The 17,148-nt window shown below is 38.2% G+C and carries 10 protein-coding genes; 2 read left to right on the forward strand and 8 right to left on the reverse strand.

Annotated features, from left to right (window positions below):
• Positions 1-1,003: 1,003 nt before the first annotated feature.
• The 4 genes from ACTH6U_RS16730 to ACTH6U_RS16745 form a co-directional block, all read right to left on the reverse strand.
• On the reverse strand, positions 1,004-1,348 hold the full coding sequence (locus ACTH6U_RS16730) for a YfiM family lipoprotein (RefSeq protein WP_294105072.1): 345 nt from the start codon (positions 1,346-1,348) through the stop codon (positions 1,004-1,006).
• Positions 1,349-1,414: 66 nt separating this feature from the next.
• Complete coding sequence (gene pssA / locus ACTH6U_RS16735) at positions 1,415-2,770, reverse strand: CDP-diacylglycerol--serine O-phosphatidyltransferase (protein ID WP_294105070.1); 1,356 nt, start codon at positions 2,768-2,770, stop codon at positions 1,415-1,417.
• Positions 2,771-2,923: 153 nt separating this feature from the next.
• A complete protein-coding gene (locus ACTH6U_RS16740; RefSeq protein WP_434721000.1) occupies positions 2,924-5,569 on the reverse strand; it encodes a bifunctional acetate--CoA ligase family protein/GNAT family N-acetyltransferase in 2,646 nt (881 codons plus the stop codon).
• 265 nt (positions 5,570-5,834) lie between these two features.
• Complete coding sequence (locus ACTH6U_RS16745) at positions 5,835-6,536, reverse strand: tRNA-uridine aminocarboxypropyltransferase (RefSeq protein WP_434720999.1); 702 nt, start codon at positions 6,534-6,536, stop codon at positions 5,835-5,837.
• Positions 6,537-6,726: 190 nt separating this feature from the next.
• Here ACTH6U_RS16745 and ACTH6U_RS16750 point away from each other — a divergent pair, with 190 nt between their 5' ends.
• Both ACTH6U_RS16750 and pta read left to right on the forward strand, forming a co-directional pair.
• A complete protein-coding gene (locus ACTH6U_RS16750; protein ID WP_294105064.1) occupies positions 6,727-7,806 on the forward strand; it encodes a tRNA/rRNA methyltransferase in 1,080 nt (359 codons plus the stop codon).
• A 570-nt stretch (positions 7,807-8,376) separates the two neighbouring features.
• Entirely contained in the window at positions 8,377-11,625 is a 3,249-nt protein-coding gene (pta, locus tag ACTH6U_RS16755) for an autotransporter Pta (RefSeq protein WP_441832683.1), read from the forward strand.
• A gap of 95 nt (positions 11,626-11,720) precedes the next feature.
• On the opposite strand, the gene emrB is transcribed toward pta, so the two are convergent.
• From emrB to ACTH6U_RS16775, 4 genes are all read right to left on the reverse strand, one after another.
• Positions 11,721-13,259, reverse strand: coding sequence for a multidrug efflux MFS transporter permease subunit EmrB (emrB, locus tag ACTH6U_RS16760; RefSeq protein ID WP_294105061.1), 1,539 nt, complete (start codon positions 13,257-13,259; stop codon positions 11,721-11,723).
• Positions 13,260-13,273: 14 nt separating this feature from the next.
• Positions 13,274-14,455 carry a multidrug efflux MFS transporter periplasmic adaptor subunit EmrA gene (gene emrA / locus ACTH6U_RS16765; protein WP_294105057.1) on the reverse strand — a complete coding sequence of 394 codons (1,182 nt, stop codon included), beginning with the start codon at positions 14,453-14,455 and terminating at the stop codon, positions 13,274-13,276.
• A gap of 225 nt (positions 14,456-14,680) precedes the next feature.
• The gene (mprA, locus tag ACTH6U_RS16770; RefSeq protein WP_294105055.1) at positions 14,681-15,196 is read right to left on the reverse strand and encodes a transcriptional repressor MprA; all 516 of its coding nucleotides are present in this window, start codon (positions 15,194-15,196) and stop codon (positions 14,681-14,683) included.
• A gap of 661 nt (positions 15,197-15,857) precedes the next feature.
• Positions 15,858-17,057, reverse strand: coding sequence for an MFS transporter (locus ACTH6U_RS16775; RefSeq protein ID WP_441832684.1), 1,200 nt, complete (start codon positions 17,055-17,057; stop codon positions 15,858-15,860).
• Positions 17,058-17,148 lie beyond the last annotated feature (91 nt).

Consider the following 17,148-nt stretch of genomic DNA (forward strand, 5'->3'; position numbering starts at 1 on the left):
ACCTGCCTGTCACGCAGGGGGTCGCGGGTTCGAGTCCCGTCCGTTCCGCCACTTATAAGAAACCCCGTAATGAAAATTACGGGGTTTTTTTATATCTATCAATAATCATCATTGTAATTCTATAAATTATTCCTTTTCAGCTAATTCCATCTTATTCACTTAGGTTATTAGAATGGAATAGTTAATTTCTTATTTAACTATTTAAATAAAAACTCGGCTTAGTTAATATAGTAAATGATCTTATCCAATCTAAAGATAGTAAGCAAAGCACATTTTATTAGTGTTGTATTAGATTATATTCAGTTGTGTAATTAGTTCTATGAATGATTGTGCGAAATATAAAGTAGTGAGTAACAGCTCACTTATACTGTGGTACGACGTTATTATTAATTTTTTTTTAGATTGTATGCTGTTGTGTTAGATATGCAATTAAATTAGTTCTACGAATGATTGTACGAAATATAAAGTAGTGAGTAACAGCTCACTTTTGTTGTGGTACAACGTTATTATTTGTCTTGTTTTAGATTGTATTAAATCGTGTTAGATATGCAATTAAATTAGTTCTATGAATGATTGTACGGAATATAAAGTAGTGAGTAACAGCTCACTTATACTGTGGTACGACGTTATTATTAATTTTTTTTTAGATTGTATGCTGTTGTGTTAGATATGCAATTAAATTAGTTATATGAATGATTGTGCGGAATATAAAGTAGTGAGTAACAGCTCACTTTTGTTGTGGCACGGTGTTATTGTTAGTCTTATTTTAGGCTGTATTAAGCTTTTTTGGGCTGTAAATTAATTTAGCGAATGGTTGTATAGAATGTAAGGCCGTGAGTGATAACACTTATTTAGTATGTTAGGCGCTATTTTTAAGTTTATTTAAGGTTACATTAAATAGTATTGAAATGAGGGTGAGCTTGAAGTATTTATTTCGGAAAATTTAACTACATAATGAGTAGTGAGGTATTAAATATAATTAACACTATTTTTAGTGTCATTTTTATTTAAAGGACTGATATAAGCTATAACCTGCTATAGAGCCTGCAACATCGTAGGCAAAGTCGTGCCAACTCCAACCTGTTCCTTCTGGCCGACTATCATAAAATTCTTTTGCTGCTCCTAATGATAAAGAAAATAAGATACCGAATTGCGCTGCATCTCTATGTGACATGTTTTGCCTATCTGCATATGCATTACCAGCAGCGGCCATGGCTGTAGAAAAAGCAAAATGTTGTGCTTTATCTTTACCGGTCCAATTATCATTTGACCAATGAAATCCAGTACACCCCGTGAGCACAAGAATGAAAGAGAACATAATTAAAGGACTTGAGCGGTTAATTAGCATTTTGGTATCACTAACTTGTCGTGAATTAGGGGGAAAACGCCACAGAAGTGACGTTTTGGCGTTAATTTATAAAATACGGCTTATGAGACGGTCAACACGTATTCTTCGTAATCGACGAATAAGTTTTTTCACTTTGACTGGATAGCTTTGAATATTGTCTAGCTCACGGTAATGACCAACAACTTTGGTATGAGTACGAATACATTCCAATTCATGGCTACGTTGTTCTTGTAGCTCTTGTTTGGGGTCATGTAGTAGGATTGCATTTTCAAGATCTAAGCCCCATGCTCGAGGATTTAGATTATTACCGGTGATCAATTGCCAGCTATCATCGACCCACATACCCTTGAGGTGGTAGGTATTATCGCTATCTTTCCATAGTCTTACTGTGAGCTGTTTTGAGTCAACAAAACGCTGTAATCGACTGATAAATTTACGTAAATTTATTTCATACAGATAAGGTAGCGCACCAATTATTTTAAATGGTTCTTCTGGCGGGATATAAAAGTCATTGGCCGTTTTATCCCCAATAATAATTTCTACTTGCTTACCTTCACGTAGTAACCGACTTATAATTCTAACAAGTACCGCGGGAAGATTAAAATAAGGTGTGCAAATAGTCAGTTTATTGGTCGTTGAACTCATTAAATGGGTTATCACGCGATTTAAATCATTCTTTTTACCAAGTCCGACAAATGGAGTTACTGCAAATTCATCATTAGATGCATCACCTAGAAATTGGTAAGACTCATCTTTTAATGATAGGCGGAATTGTTTAATTAAATGCTTAAATTCTGCAGTTTTCGGTCGTGTAGCCGTATTTAGTAAGTGAATGGCATTTGATTCTAACAGCGTGTTGTCAATATATTGCTTCATCGTAGCTGTTAATTGGCCATTTTTGATAATCTGGTATCTGTCATAGCGGTATTTTTCATGACGATGCAGATATACATCATTAATACTTGCGCCGCTGTAGAGCAGAGTATCGTCAAACAAAAAACCTTTAAGATGGAGAACACCTAATGCTTCACGAGTATTTACCGGAATACCAAAAATAGGAATCTCTACACTAGGGTAGCTTTGCGCAACTTCATAATACCAGTCAGCATTGGTTAAATTTGCCGCAGCACCAATTCGACCACGTTGAGCGCGGTGCCAATCAACTAGGATTTTAATCTCTAGGGATGGATTAGCTTGCTTAGCTGCATATAAAGCATGAAGTATGTCTTTACCTGCATCATCTTTTTCTAAATACAGAGCCGTAATGTAGATGGTTTTTTGTGCTTGAGAGATTAGCTCAAGCAGAGCATCACGAAAATCTTCTGTTTTATATAGCGTTCTAACATCAGCAATGGATTGAGACAATTTAGGTAAATTTGCCAAATATTGTTGATGTTTTGCTTGTTTTAATTTTGACAACATCACAGTTTGAATTTTCTCTTATTAGTCCAATAGCAAATCGCTTTGCACAAATATTTTAGCGAATGATCTACGGATGATAGCATATTTAGCCAAGTCGTTAGGAATAAATTGAATACCTGTTTAATCAATATACAAATTTACCCTAATGCATTTTTAAAGATGGAGTGTAAGGTTAACAATGCCATCTTCAAATTGAACCTCAATATTAAATCCTAGTTTTTTAGCTAAACTTATCATATTACGATTCTCAGGCATGGTAATTGCTGTCAGTTTTTTAATACCATGAGCGCGAGTGTAATTTAATAGCTTTTGCATTAGCTGATAACCTAATGTTTGCCCTTTCATATCTGATCTGACGAGAACCGCAAATTCAGCCTCTTGATTGTCAGGATCGGCCATTGCTCGTGTCACACCAATAATTTCAGGTATCGTATTTTGATTTTTAACAGCAACAAATGCCATTTCACGGTCATAATCGATTTGTGTCATATTAGCGAGATCGTCATGGGTAAATTCGCTAATTTCACTGAAATATCGGTAATACAGATCTTCCTTTGTGACGCGTTCAATAAATGATTTTAAAAGTGGCTCATCTTCAGGAAGAATTGGACGTAGCAGGCAGGTTAAGTCATCTTTTAATTGGATTGTTTCTTCTAACTCACTTGGATAGGGGCGAATGGCTAATCGGGATGTTGCTGTGCCACTCGTTTCGCTTAATGTCATTGACACATCGAGTAAAGTGAACTCGTCCCCAGCGGCGAGTAACGGGTGTATATCTAAACGAGATATATTAGGGCAGTCGATAATAAGGTTGGATACACGTACTAATAAACTGGCTAGACCTGGAATGTTTAGTGGTTCGAGCGCACTTCGAGCTTTGATTTTATAGCCTTTAATCGCATTTATCACGAGATATCTGGCTAAGGCTAGATTTAATGGAGGTAAAGCTACAGCAGCTTGGCTTTCTTGTTGCCACTCGATACCACCTTCGCCTAACATGATTAATGGACCGAAAACAGGATCTAATTCAACTGCAATCCTTAGTTCTTGAGCACCCGCTCGGTTGGCCATGCTTTGAACTAATAATCCTTCAATTCGTGCATTTGGATAATTAACAGAAACACGTTCGATTATTGCTTTAGCGGCTTCTTCGACCTCTTTTGCATTACGTAGATATAGCATAACGCCTTGAACTTCTGATTTATGCATAATATCAGGAGAGCGTAATTTTAATGCGACGGGATAACCTATTTTTTCCGCAATATCAATGGCTTCTTGGCTAGAGTGAGCAATCCAAGTGGGTAGGCTATTTAGGCCATAAGCTTTCAAAATGGGTTGAACTTCATGAGTATCTAAATGCAAATTATTATTTTGCAAGGCTTGCTGAATATACTCATGAGCTTGTTGAGTATTGGCTGTAATACCAATAGGCAGCGCAGGTGTTTCTTTGAGTTGTTTTTGGTTACGACGATATTCCACCATATGCATATAAGCGGTGATAGCACCTTCTGGGGTTCGATAGGTTGGAATACCTGCTTCACTAAATAAGCGTCGCGATTCTTGGGATGAATATTCACCGCACCAGTTAGTTAAAATCGTTAGCCATTTACCTCTAGGATGCTGTTTTATGGCTTTTATTATTTTTTCAGCCATGACTTTACTTTCAGTAATTGCGCTTGGGGTATGTATGAGGAGTAGCGCATCATGGTCATGACTATCAAGCATTTTATTCAAGACACTGATGTACCTCTCAACCGTCGAATCATCTCCGAGATCAATAGGATTGTGCGTTGATAAATCTAGAGGTAATAAAGCACTGAGCTCATTTTCAGTTTCAGGGCTGAGTTTAGCTAATTTTCCATTACGTTGCAGAAGTTCATCTAGTGCCATTGCCGCAGGTGCTGAGCCGTTACTCATGATAGATAATCGCTCACCTCTGAGTGGTGTCATATAGCTGAGAGTTTCTACGGCAGAAAACATTTCATGGGTATCTTGTACTCGCAGTAATCCTGCCCGTTGAATTGCTGCGTCATAGGCGGCATCAAGACTTGGTTTTTCGCCAAGTAACTCTTGTGCTTTTCGGGTTCTACCACTTTTGACTACTAATATTGGTTTATTACGTGAGGCGCTGCGTGATGATGATAGAAAGCGCCGAGCGTCACTTATATTTTCAAGGTAGAGCAAAATAGCACTGGTTTTACTGTCGCGAGCGAGATAATCAAGTAAATCATCGATATCAATGTCGATACTATCGCCTAAAGCAATAAAATATGAAAAACCAATATCACGATGCCTTGCCCAATCAAGAACCGTATTAGAAACCGCTGCTGATTGAGAAATAAATGCAAGTTTACCTTTTAGAATCGGTATTGGTGAGAAACTGGCATTTAACCCCTGCCATGGCGCTAGAAAACCGAGGCTATTTGGGCCAAGTAACCTAATTTGGTATTGTTGAGCAATTTTTTTTAGTTCATTGAATTGAATTGAGGGTGAAGAAAGAATAATAACGACATTACAGCCCGCTTCACCTAGCTGACGTAAACAATCTATATTTCTTGAGTAATGGGTGCAAATAACCGCGAGGTCGGGTTTTAGTGGGAGTTTATCAATCGAAGGATAAGCTAGAACGCCAAGAACTGAATTTCTGCTTGGATTTACGGGAAGAATCGGGCCTTTGAAGCCACTACCTAACAGGTTTCTCATCATAACTGAGCCTGCACGATTAGGGTTTTCAGAGGCACCAATAACAACGATTGATTTTGGTCTGAACAAAGATTCTAACTGACTCACTAAACCCATGGCAGATAACCTTTTGCTTTGATGAGCGGGGGCTCGCTCAATGAATATCTTTATTGATACGATATCGATCTAACGACATTTTGTATCAATAATATGCCTCATCTTTTACATTACGCTAGTTTAGACTGTGACTTTAACTGAATTATATAAGCATGTTCACGTTTTATGATGAAGGTTATCTGAAATTTATCACTTTTGACCTCACTAAAGAAATGAAGGCTGATCCAAAAGGATATTATCGAAAGGTTAAATTGTTATGGAATAATTATTGGGTCGTTTTAGCTAAAATTTGCTGTGCAATAGGGTGAGATGGTTTTCCTTCAAGATACTTATGTCTAAATAAGTTGAAGTGAGTAAATAGTTGTTTAGATGCATCCATATCCCCGGCAAGTTCAAGTACAGTTGCCGCAATTTCAGCGGTGCAATGCTGCTCTTCTCTTGAAGGCGTTCGCAGTAGATAATCGGTTCTTGCTTTGGTATTGATGGATAATAGGGGAATATTATCTAAGTAAGGACTTTTTCTAAACATTTTACTGGCCTCAGGCCAAGTACCGTCTAATAAAATAAATAGCGCGGGTTTGTTTGAAATATTGGGTTGATTGACGACAATACGCTGACTTTGAGCATAGCTTTCGGGAAATATAAGGTAAGGCTGTCTTGTTGTATCTTGTAAAATAGACAATAACTGTGTGTCAGGATCTGTTCGTGACCATTGAAATGCAAGTGTATTCGGTAAAATATCGGCGATAAGTTTACCTGTATTACTGGGCTTAAATACTTCTCCATCAAACATAATGAGGCAAAATTGGCTTTTTGCATTCATTGGTACTGTTTGTGCGCAAAAACATTGTCGAATAGGTAATAAGCAATATTGGCAGCGCTTTACCCGGCAACCCCTAGCCTTGAAAGGTTTAGTTGAAAGGGCAAGACGTTTTTGACGTAAGTGATAAACTGCATTTTGAGTCATGGGAGTAAGGTATGTGAGTCGCTATAAAACAAGGCGTGTATTGTACGTAAAACGCTTTGTATACGATAGAAGTATATTCAATATCTTTTCGGTGAGATAATAGCCTTTATAGTGAGATAATCGTGTGAATTGGTGGCGCAGTCTTGAAACATCATGTAATCTTCGCGCCAAAGCTCAGTAGGGGATAGTGATGAACGACTCGAATGATTTTAGCGGTAAAAACGGCAAAGTAAAAGTGATGTATGTCCGCAGTGAAGGGCAGGATGACAATAAAGGTAGCGATAAGCGCCAAAATGATAATAAGCGTCGTGGTGGCCGTGATGACCGTGGCGATAGAAGAGGCTCTGATAATAGAAGCGGTGGGCGTAACGAACGTTCAGGCCGCTCAGGACGTTCAGATAGCGATAGAGATAGCGCTCCTCGCGAACGTTCCCCGTGGCGTACAATTTCTCGACCAGATAGTGAAGAGTTAATTAATGACCACGGTGGCATTTCAGGTAAAAGCCTGATTGATCCGGAACAATTACGTAAACAACGTCAGGAAGAAACGCGCATTTACGGTGAGAACGCTTGCCAAGCGATGTTTAAAAACCGTCCAGATGCGATTGTTCGTGCATGGTTTTTGAAGTCTGTCACTCCGCGTTTTCGTGATGCGTTGAAGTGGATGGCTGCAAATCGTAAAGCATATCATGTGGTTGATGATGAAGAGTTAGAAAAAGCATCAGGTACAGAGCATCATGGTGGCGTTTGTTTTATTATTAAAAAACGCGGCGGTATGGATGTCGAGACCTATTTGCAAGAAGCAACTGACAAAGATTGCGTATTAGCACTGGAAGATGTGGGAAATCCACATAACCTTGGCGGGATCATGCGTAGTTGTGCACATTTTGGTGTGCAGGGTGTGATTTTACAGGATGCGGGCATGTTGGAGTCTGGTGCTGCGATCCGTACTGCTGAAGGTGGCGCTGAACATATTAAGGCGATTGATGCGGATGGTTTTACTTCAACATTAACTAAGTTCCGTGATGCAGGTTACACCATCGTAACCACTTCAAGCCATAAAGGTAGCCAAGACATTGCGAAAGCACAGTTACCGGCCAAAATGGTGCTTGTGTTAGGTCAAGAAAGCGATGGCCTAAGTGATAGCGCATGGGATGAAGGTGATATGAGCGTGTATATTGGCGGTACAGGTAAAGTTGAAAGTCTCAACGTTTCTGTTGCGACGGGTGTTATGCTAGCTCAATGGTGGCAGCAAAATAAAACCAAGTAAGCAAATATAAAATTATCAACTTCGATAAACCATACATGAAAAGCTAAATCAGCTAATTAATGTATGGTTTTTTTATTATTAATCCCTGTACTGACCTCGGCTATTTCTTTTTTAATTTATTGTACTTCTATTATAGAACAGTCACCTATAAATAAGTGTGTGGTGACTAAAAATAATGCTCTAGTTATTGATGAAAAGCCTTAATTATTTAAAGTAAGGTTTTATCTTTATTTTACTAAATGCTGATGTTTTTTTGTTAATTAGTTTGTAGCGATTGTTTCTTAGTATGTCTCCTTCTTATTTAATATGTTTAAAATTTGAATAATTGTATCGAAAAGCAAGATAAACATAGTGTTGAGTGTTTATAAAGTAGCTTACTTTGATCTTGTATCGTTAGATTTATCTAGTTAATTGCCTGTGAGTAGTTAATTTATCTTAATTTTCATTTTGAAATAATGTTTTTGGGATGCTGTTCAAATATTTATTTTTATAAAAAATAGATTATCTCCATGATTTTATTTTTTGATTCTTAATTAATGTTATTAATTTAAATATAACTAAGGTATTGGAATGAACAAAGAGATAGCGTCGAATTTACGTTGTAGTTCAAAAAATAATCACTCTATAAATAAATATGTTATCAATAAACATAGATTTCAACTTTCTGTTGTTGCTTCTGCATTACTTTTTTCTGGATATGCCATTTCTTATTCAGAAATGGGGCAACTTGGTGATAAACAAAGTTGGGAAAGCCAAGAATATCAGAAAGACTGGGGACTTTCTGCCATGAATGTATCTAGTGCTTATGCCCTTGGTTATCATGGGCAAGGTGCAAAAATCGGTGTAATGGATTCAGGAGCTTTGTTATCTCATCAGGAGCTGAGTGGTTCCCGTTTTCATGCAGTTAAGGCAAAAGGAGAATATGGCACAACGGGTATGCGCTATCCCCAAGAAATGGGTGGGCATTATGAAAAAGGCCAGCTTTTTGATGTTGATGGTAATTGGATAAAAGGTGTTAATGACACTCATGGCACGCATGTAACGGGTACTGTCGGCGCTAATCGTGATGGTGACGGTATGCACGGGGTTGCTTGGGGATCTGATATTTATCTAGGTAATACCGGTGCAACAGACAGTAATAACTATGGCCCGTATCAGGATTATCAATACTTTTATACGGGTTGGAAAGCGATGGTTGATGCTGGTGCTCAGGTAATTAATAACAGCTGGGGGACTAACCCTCGCATTATTAATACTATTCCAACTAAAGGTCCTGATGGCGGTAATACCACCGTACATATGCCTGTGGATACGACGGCACAAACAGAATATGAATATTTTTATTTCAAAAAAGTTTATGGTGACAAGCCTTCATTTGTCGATGCAGCTTTTGATGCAGTGAAAGGGACGAATGTGGTTCAAGTTTTCACAACAGGTAACCGTGATTTTGCTAACCCATATTATCGTCCTTTATATCCTTATTTTAATCCAGAGGCTGAAAACCATTGGATTGCAGTGGCGGGACTTAAACAAACTGCGGATAAATCAGGCTATCAATTAGAAAAAGTATTTAATGAAGCAGGTAATGCAAAATGGTGGACGGTTGTTGCTCCGGGTCGGAATATTTACTCTACCGTTGTTGATGAAGAAGGAAACCCAGGTTGGGATACTTTTAGTGGTACCTCAATGGCCGCGCCGCACGTTACTGGTGCTATGGGTGTTCTGATGTCTCGCTATCAAGCCATGAATGCAATGCAAGTGCGTGACTTGATGTTTACAACGGCGAACCGCTATAACCCAGATGGTTCTTTATATGATAGTTGGACATCAGCAGAAGGGACACCTGACATTCGCTATGGCTGGGGAACACCCGATTTAGAGAAAGGGATGTATGGGCCTGGCCAATTTTTAGGGAAATTTGAATATCAGCTTGATGCCGTCCCGTTAGATGTTTGGACTAATGATATTTCTCAAACTGCGCTAGATTTACGTAAACAAGAAGATACTGCATGGTTAGCGGCTTATAAAGATAAGGGCATCGCTGCTGGCGGCGATTACAGCTTAGGTGATGATTTTATTATTAACGATGGTAATTCAGATCCGACTTCTCATATTGTCAGTAAAGAAGATGCACAAAAATGGCGCCAAGAGTATTACCAAAAACGTGCGGATGCCATTCAAGCTAAATTAGATGCAGGCTTATATGATGGTACATTGGTGAAAAAAGGCCAAGGTACATTAGTCATGACGGGTGATAATACTTATCGTGGTGGTACAACGGTTGAACAAGGCACTTTATATGGTTTCACTGAATCTTTTGGTTTGGAAGCGGTGAATGTGAATGGTGGTAAATTCGGTATTATCGATCGTTATAATGATGTATTTACACAAAAAGGCCAGCTAGCATCTAATGAAAGTCATAAAGCCAATATTAATATTAACGATAAAGGCACTTTTTTAGTAATGGCAGGACATAATGTTAATGTCGGTGATGTGTCATTAAATAACGGTGCTGCATTAGATGTTGGCGCTGATAATGTCGGCCAACTACGCGATGTTTATTTGAATAACAATGTTGCGACAGGTATCGTTAATGCGGATAATTTAGTTGATAACCGTATTAAAATGAAAATGGCTGCAACTGATAATAATCTAGAAACAAATAATGATTATGCGTTATTCGATAAAAATGTTTCGGTTAAAGATAATACAATTAAAGGCACTATAAGTAAGAAAGCAGATACCTCGTTATCTACATTTGCGAATAATGAAAATGGCCGTGCTATTGCTAATGCGATAGATAATAAAGGAAGTGGCGAATTATTTAATGCAGTATTACCAATGAATAAAAGCGACTTGAGTCGTACTTATCAATCACTCGGTAATGATATGTATTTAAATGCGAATAATGCAAGTGTAGTTAATGTATTGGGGTTAACTCGAACAGTAAAAGATCAAGCAATTGGTATTGGCCATGGTCGTTACGCAGCGCTAGAAAATAGTCAGGCCCGTATTTGGATGACAGGTATCGGTCAATGGGGTAATGCAGATTATGGTAATAGTAACATGGATGTGGATTTCTATGCTGGACTCGTCGGCGCAGAAATTGATGTGACTTCACAGACTAAAGCTGGGTTATTCTTTGGTGCAGGTTCAACCAAATATAAAGCGAATGAACAGGGTAAAATAGACAGTAACGATATTCACATCGGTTTATACGGTGTATCCAATATTTATGATGTTGCTTCTTTAAATTATGGTATCACTCATACTAATCAAGACCGTGATGCTAAACGTACATTATGGGTAGGACAAGCTTCGGGGAATAATTCTGTCAGTTATGATGCTAAAATTACGCAGTTATTCTTAGAAGGCGCTTACACACAATTTAATACCGATAAGTATTCAATTGAACCATATACTGGATTCAATTGGTTACGAGTATCAACAGATAATATTCATGAGCAAGTGGGGAATATGCAGTTCACTAGCAAAACGGACTCTCAAGATATTCAGGTTGGTACAGTTGGTTTACGTGGTGGTTATCCATTTACAGCAGGCAATATTAATATGGCATTAAAAGGGGATGTTTCTGCTAGCCATATTTTTGGTGATAATCGCCCTGAGGCTAAATTGTTCCTTTCTAATTCAGGTGAAGCAACCTTGAGAGGCGGAAAATTGGATAATTTATTTGGCGTAGGTTTCGGTGTTGATGCGCAATTAAATAAATCAACGACTTTTGGTGTTTCTTACCAAGGCCAATATAATAGTGATGTCAGTTCTAGTGGTATTAATGCAACACTGAAAATTAATTTTTAATTTAGATTAAACTCATACTTTAGTTTTATTAGTGATTAAAAATGTGACCCTATATCATCGATTATCGGTTTTATAGGGTCATTTCATTTGATTAACTAATGGCCTCCGCCGCCGTCTTTTGAGCCAGCCCCAAAAGGTGGCTTCGCAAACCAAACAAGCACCATTAATAAGATGAAAACGCCTGCGGATAACCAAAATATTTCATTGGCTGATATGATTAATCCCTGATCTGTAATACTTTTTGCTATATAAGCGGCACTTTGTTGCTCATTCATACCGACCTGTGCCAGTTCGTTGTACATGTGCTGAGCATTTGGATTAAATGGATTGACAAATTCAGTTAAGTTTTCGTGGTGCATTGCCTCACGTTGTGTCCATAAAGTTGTGGTGATAGATGTTCCTATTGCCCCAGCTAACGTTCGAACAAAGTTAGATAAACTGGAGGCTGACGCCATTCTTTCTGGAGGTAATCCAGATAAAGTAATGGTGGTTAATGGCATAAAGAAGCAAGCAATCGCCAAGCCTTGAACAAATTGAGGCCAAGCTGCTGCCGCAAAACTCATTCCAGGTTCAAAAGTATATGCACGCCAATAATAACAAATAGCATAGACAATAAAGCTAAATGTCACTAAATAACGCATATCAATACGATTGCCGAATCGACCAATAATCGGTGTAATTAATAACGGTAATAAACCGATAGGTGCGGAAGCGAGTCCTGCCCAAGTTGCCGTATAACCAAAGACTTGCTGCAATAATTGTGGCAGTAGGACAATGGTTCCAAAATAAAGCAGATATGCAAGACTGAGTGATAAGCAGCCTATGGTGAAATTTCGTTCTTTAAATAGTGAGAGGTCAATAACGGGGTGCTCATCTGTAAGCTCCCATACAATTAAGAATGCAATAGCTATAACAGCAACAATTGTTAGTACAATAATTTCAGTTGAGTTAAACCAATCGAGCTCTTTGCCTTGGTCAAGCATGATCTGTAGCGCGCCAATACCTACGACCAGTAGAACGAGGCCAATAGTATCAATGGGTCTGATAGATATATTGGTTTCACGGCCTTTGAGTGTTTTCATAATGGCAAAAATAATAGCAACACTAAAAGGAACATTAATAAAGAATATCCATCCCCAATGGTAGTTATCACTAATATATCCACCTAAAATAGGGCCACAAATCGGGGCGACAACAATGGTCATTGACCAAAGTGCAAGTGCCATATTCCGTTTTGCTGGTGGATAATTATTGAGTAATAAGCTTTGAGACAATGGGATCAAAGGACCTGCAACTAATCCTTGTAATACACGGAATAAAATTAACATTTCTAGGCTACCGGAGATCCCGCATAGCCATGATGTTAGTGCAAATAAACCCGTTGACCATAAAAATAATCTGACTTCTCCGATCCTACGGGCGAGCCATCCCGTTATCGGTATCGATATCGCATTCGCTACACCAAATGAGGTAATAACCCATATGCCTTGCGTATTCGATGCACCCAAGTTCCCAGATATGGTTGGAATAGCAACGTTAGCTATTGTTGAATCAAGTACTTGCATGAATGTTGCGAGTGAAAGCGCAACTGTCATCCATGCAAGTTTCGATCCTGTTAGCGGTGCATTAGTCACATTGGCCTCTTTGCTTATTTGTTGCCATAGTTATTATTAATTATCTCAGTAACTATTTTGTTCGCAGGAGACATATCAATTGCTAAAGCAGATGTGTGGTAAGCGGGTGTATCACGCATACCTTTTGAAAGCACTTTGCCATCTTTATTTAAGGTATCGACAGAAACTTCTGTTGAAAGACCAATACGTAGTGGGTAGTTTTCAAGTTGTTTTTCATCTAGTGCAATACGCACTGGCAAGCGTTGAACAACTTTTATCCAGTTGCCACTTGCATTTTGAGCCGGAAGTAGAGAGAAAGCACTACCAGTTCCCATGTCTAATCCTACAACCACACCATTAAAAACGATATCTTTACCATAAAAATCAGTGGTTACTTTGGCAGGTTGGCCAATGCGCATATCTGCAAGCTGTGTTTCTTTGAAATTTGCGTCAATCCACATTCCATTAGAGGGGACGATGGCCATTAATGGCGTTGCAAGGGTGATTTGTGAACCTACTTGCACGCTGCGGCGCGAAACATAACCATCAACAGGGCTGACAATTTTAGTCCGTTGTAGGGTTAACCAGCTATTTCTTACTTGGGTAGCGGCTTGTTCGACTGCGGGTTGTTTTTCTATTGCTGTATTAAGCACAATAGCTTGATTTGCATTGAATTGTTCAATAGCAACATCAAGGGCAGCTTTAGCACTAATAACAGAATCTCTCGCGTGTTGTAGTTCTTCTTTACCGATAAGATTACTATTCCCAAGTACTTCACGACGTTTTAAATCGTTTTGTAATCGACTAAGTTCAGAGCGTTTCACATCAATATTAGCTTGATATTGTCTGCTATTAATCATGTTTTGACGTGTTTGGCGTACACTATTCGCCAGCTCAGTCTTTGCTTTATCTAATGCAATTTCTGCATCTCTTGGGTCAAGCTCAACTAATATTGTGCCACTTTTGACAAAGTCAGTGTTATCAACATTAACCGTCATTACACTACCTGATACCTGAGATTGGATTTGAACTTGGTTTCCGGCAACGTAAGCATTGTCGGTAGACTCATGGTGACGAAGAACTAAATACCAGTAAGCAGACCAGCCAATCCCAATGGCAATAAAAATAAATGTTAAGAATACTAGTGCATTTCTGCGTTGCCTTTTTTTATTCCGTTGTGGCTGTTGCGTTTCTGGCATTTCCTCGCGGACGCTCATTCTGGTAATTCTCCATGTATGGATAAGGATCACAAACGTTTCCAGCAGTTAGTGATTAACTACTGGAAACTGAGACTACAAATTATGTTTTTACTTGATGGGGTAACGTAAAGCATAAGGTAGAAGAATAATGAAATATTAGGCACTGAACAGTCTTTTTTTGTTATTGAGCCTAGATTAGGCTCAAATACATTAACCATATAAAATGAATGGTTAATCGTCGAATTAATTTTTTATGTTATCGAGCTTGTTAAGCAACTTGCGCATTAATTTACTAAGTTGTTGTTTTTCATCTACATCTAATACTGACCAAATTTCAATTAATGCTTCATGCTGAGGAGGTAATAATCCATTTAAAAATTCAGAACCTTTCTCAGTCAGATGAAGATGCAGGCAGCGTCTATCGTTATGGCTTTCTTTGCGTTCTATCCATCCATGCTTTTCTAATTCATCAGCAATCCGTGTTGCATTGGTGCGAGAAGAACCGAGAGCCGCACTAAGCTCTGACGGTTGAATACTGCCAGTATCTTTAGTATCAAGGATCATTAAAGCCATAAATAGTGTTTCATTGATACCTTGAGATCTTAACATGTTATTACGAGAATCAAGTAGCTTGCCATGAACATGCATACTAAGACGAGTTAATAAAATTTCATTATCTGGAATTTCTTTGTTGAGTAACTTTTGTTGTTCAACACGAGCGTTTAATAGCGATTCAGTCGGTGTAAATGAACTTTCCATTATTTGGATACCTTATTAGTTTCAGTTGGTAAGATTACAACTGTCATCAACCATATAAATGGTATATTAAAAGATAAAATTAGCAATTATACTTAATTGATATCATCAATTTTATTTTGATAATGATACATCATTCATAAATATTGTGAATGTAAATTACGCGTTTCAGTATAGCGTAATTAAAATAAACTGTTTTTTTCACACATATAGCGTTAAAAACTGATGAAATAGTCAGAATTTACATATCAAATAAAATCATATAAAACAATATATAATCACATTGCATTAACTTAATACCACTTTTTTTGTTACTTAAGCATTACAATGCAGATGGCATTTACTATAAATTAAGCGAAAATACGTAGATTTAACTTGAGTATTTATTGTTTTTCATCGAAACAATAAGGTCAGTAAGTAATAATTATAGCGTCTTATTAAGGCATATCTTTTGTTTAACTGTGTCATTTGTTAAATTTTGCTAGCGAAACTATAACACTACATAATTATTTATCATTAATTGAGTTCTCAAATCATGAAAAAAATAGTTTTAAGCTGAATTTAAGTATGAGATTAAGTAGTAATATATTATGATTTTTTATGTGTGAAGTTAGGTCATAGCATCCTATCGATAGATGCGATGACCTGATCTGAATACAGTAATTTAGGTTTCATCTGAGGGGGATATGGTTGGATCAAATCGGATACCGATTGCCCAAACTACTAAACTAATGAGCGTTAAAATAATACCTGCAATGGCAACACCTTCCCAGCCACCATGTTCATAGGCATAGCCAGACAATAGTGAACCGAGTGCACCGCCAATAAAATAGCTTGTCATATAGCCAGCGGTGAGGCGATTACGTGCGTCAGGCAAAATACGGTACAAAGTACTTTGGTTGGTGACATGAACAGCTTGTACCGCAAGGTCGAGGACTAAAACACCAATAATGAAAGCGACAAGAGAGTATTTTGCGAAAGCGATAGGTATCCAAGAAAGTAATAATAAAGTAAGTCCAAGGGTTGTGAGCCATTTTCCTTTACCTTTATCGACTAAATGACCTGCTTGTGATGCCATTAATGCGCCGGCAGCACCAACTAATCCGAAAAGGCCGATTGTGCCTTCAGAATAATTAAAGGGTGGACTAGCAAGTAAAAATGCCATTGCAGTCCACAATAGGCCGAAATTAGCAAAAGAAAGGGTACCAAGTAGACCTCGTGTAACCAGAACAGGAGTGCTGCAAAATAAACGGCCAATAGAACCAATTAATTGGAAATAATTAAGGTCAGTTTTTTGGTGATATCGAGGTAGTTTGACTGCAAGAACTATCATTAAGATCATCAATAATCCAAAAGCAACAAAGTAAATAGCACGCCAACCACCGACAGTTGCAACAGCTCCAGATACGGTTCTTGCCAATAATATTCCTAGCAATAACCCACTCATGATGATACCAACGGCTTTACCTCGTTGGCTTGGCTTCGCGATTGACGCCGCCATAGGGATCAAAATTTGAGCAACAACAGAAAATAATCCAGTTAATGCAGTCCCTAATAAAATCTGCCAGACATGACTAGAAAGCGCTGTAATAAGTAAGCCGATCGCAGAGAGTGAAGTCATGATTAAAATAAGGCGTTTGCGCTCAAATAGATCGCCCAAAGGCACTAAAAAAAACAAACCCGCAGCATAGCCCAATTGCGCAGCAGTGACGATAAATCCTGCCATATTGGTCGTTAAATTAAATTGTGTAGCAATGGTTTCTAATAGCGGTTGTGCATAGTAGTTACTCGCAACGACTAGTCCCGTTGCGATTGCCATCAAGATGGTGAGGCCTTTCGTCAATTCTGTGTTCATACCCGTCATACTTCAAGTTGTAGGGGTGTTGGCTTCACTCATGATCCCAAGTCACATACTGATGTATGCTCCTTGTGACTCATTCATTTGCCGCCTACCT

This window comes from Providencia sp. (assembly GCF_052096715.1).
Taxonomy (GTDB): Bacteria; Pseudomonadota; Gammaproteobacteria; order Enterobacterales; family Enterobacteriaceae; genus Providencia.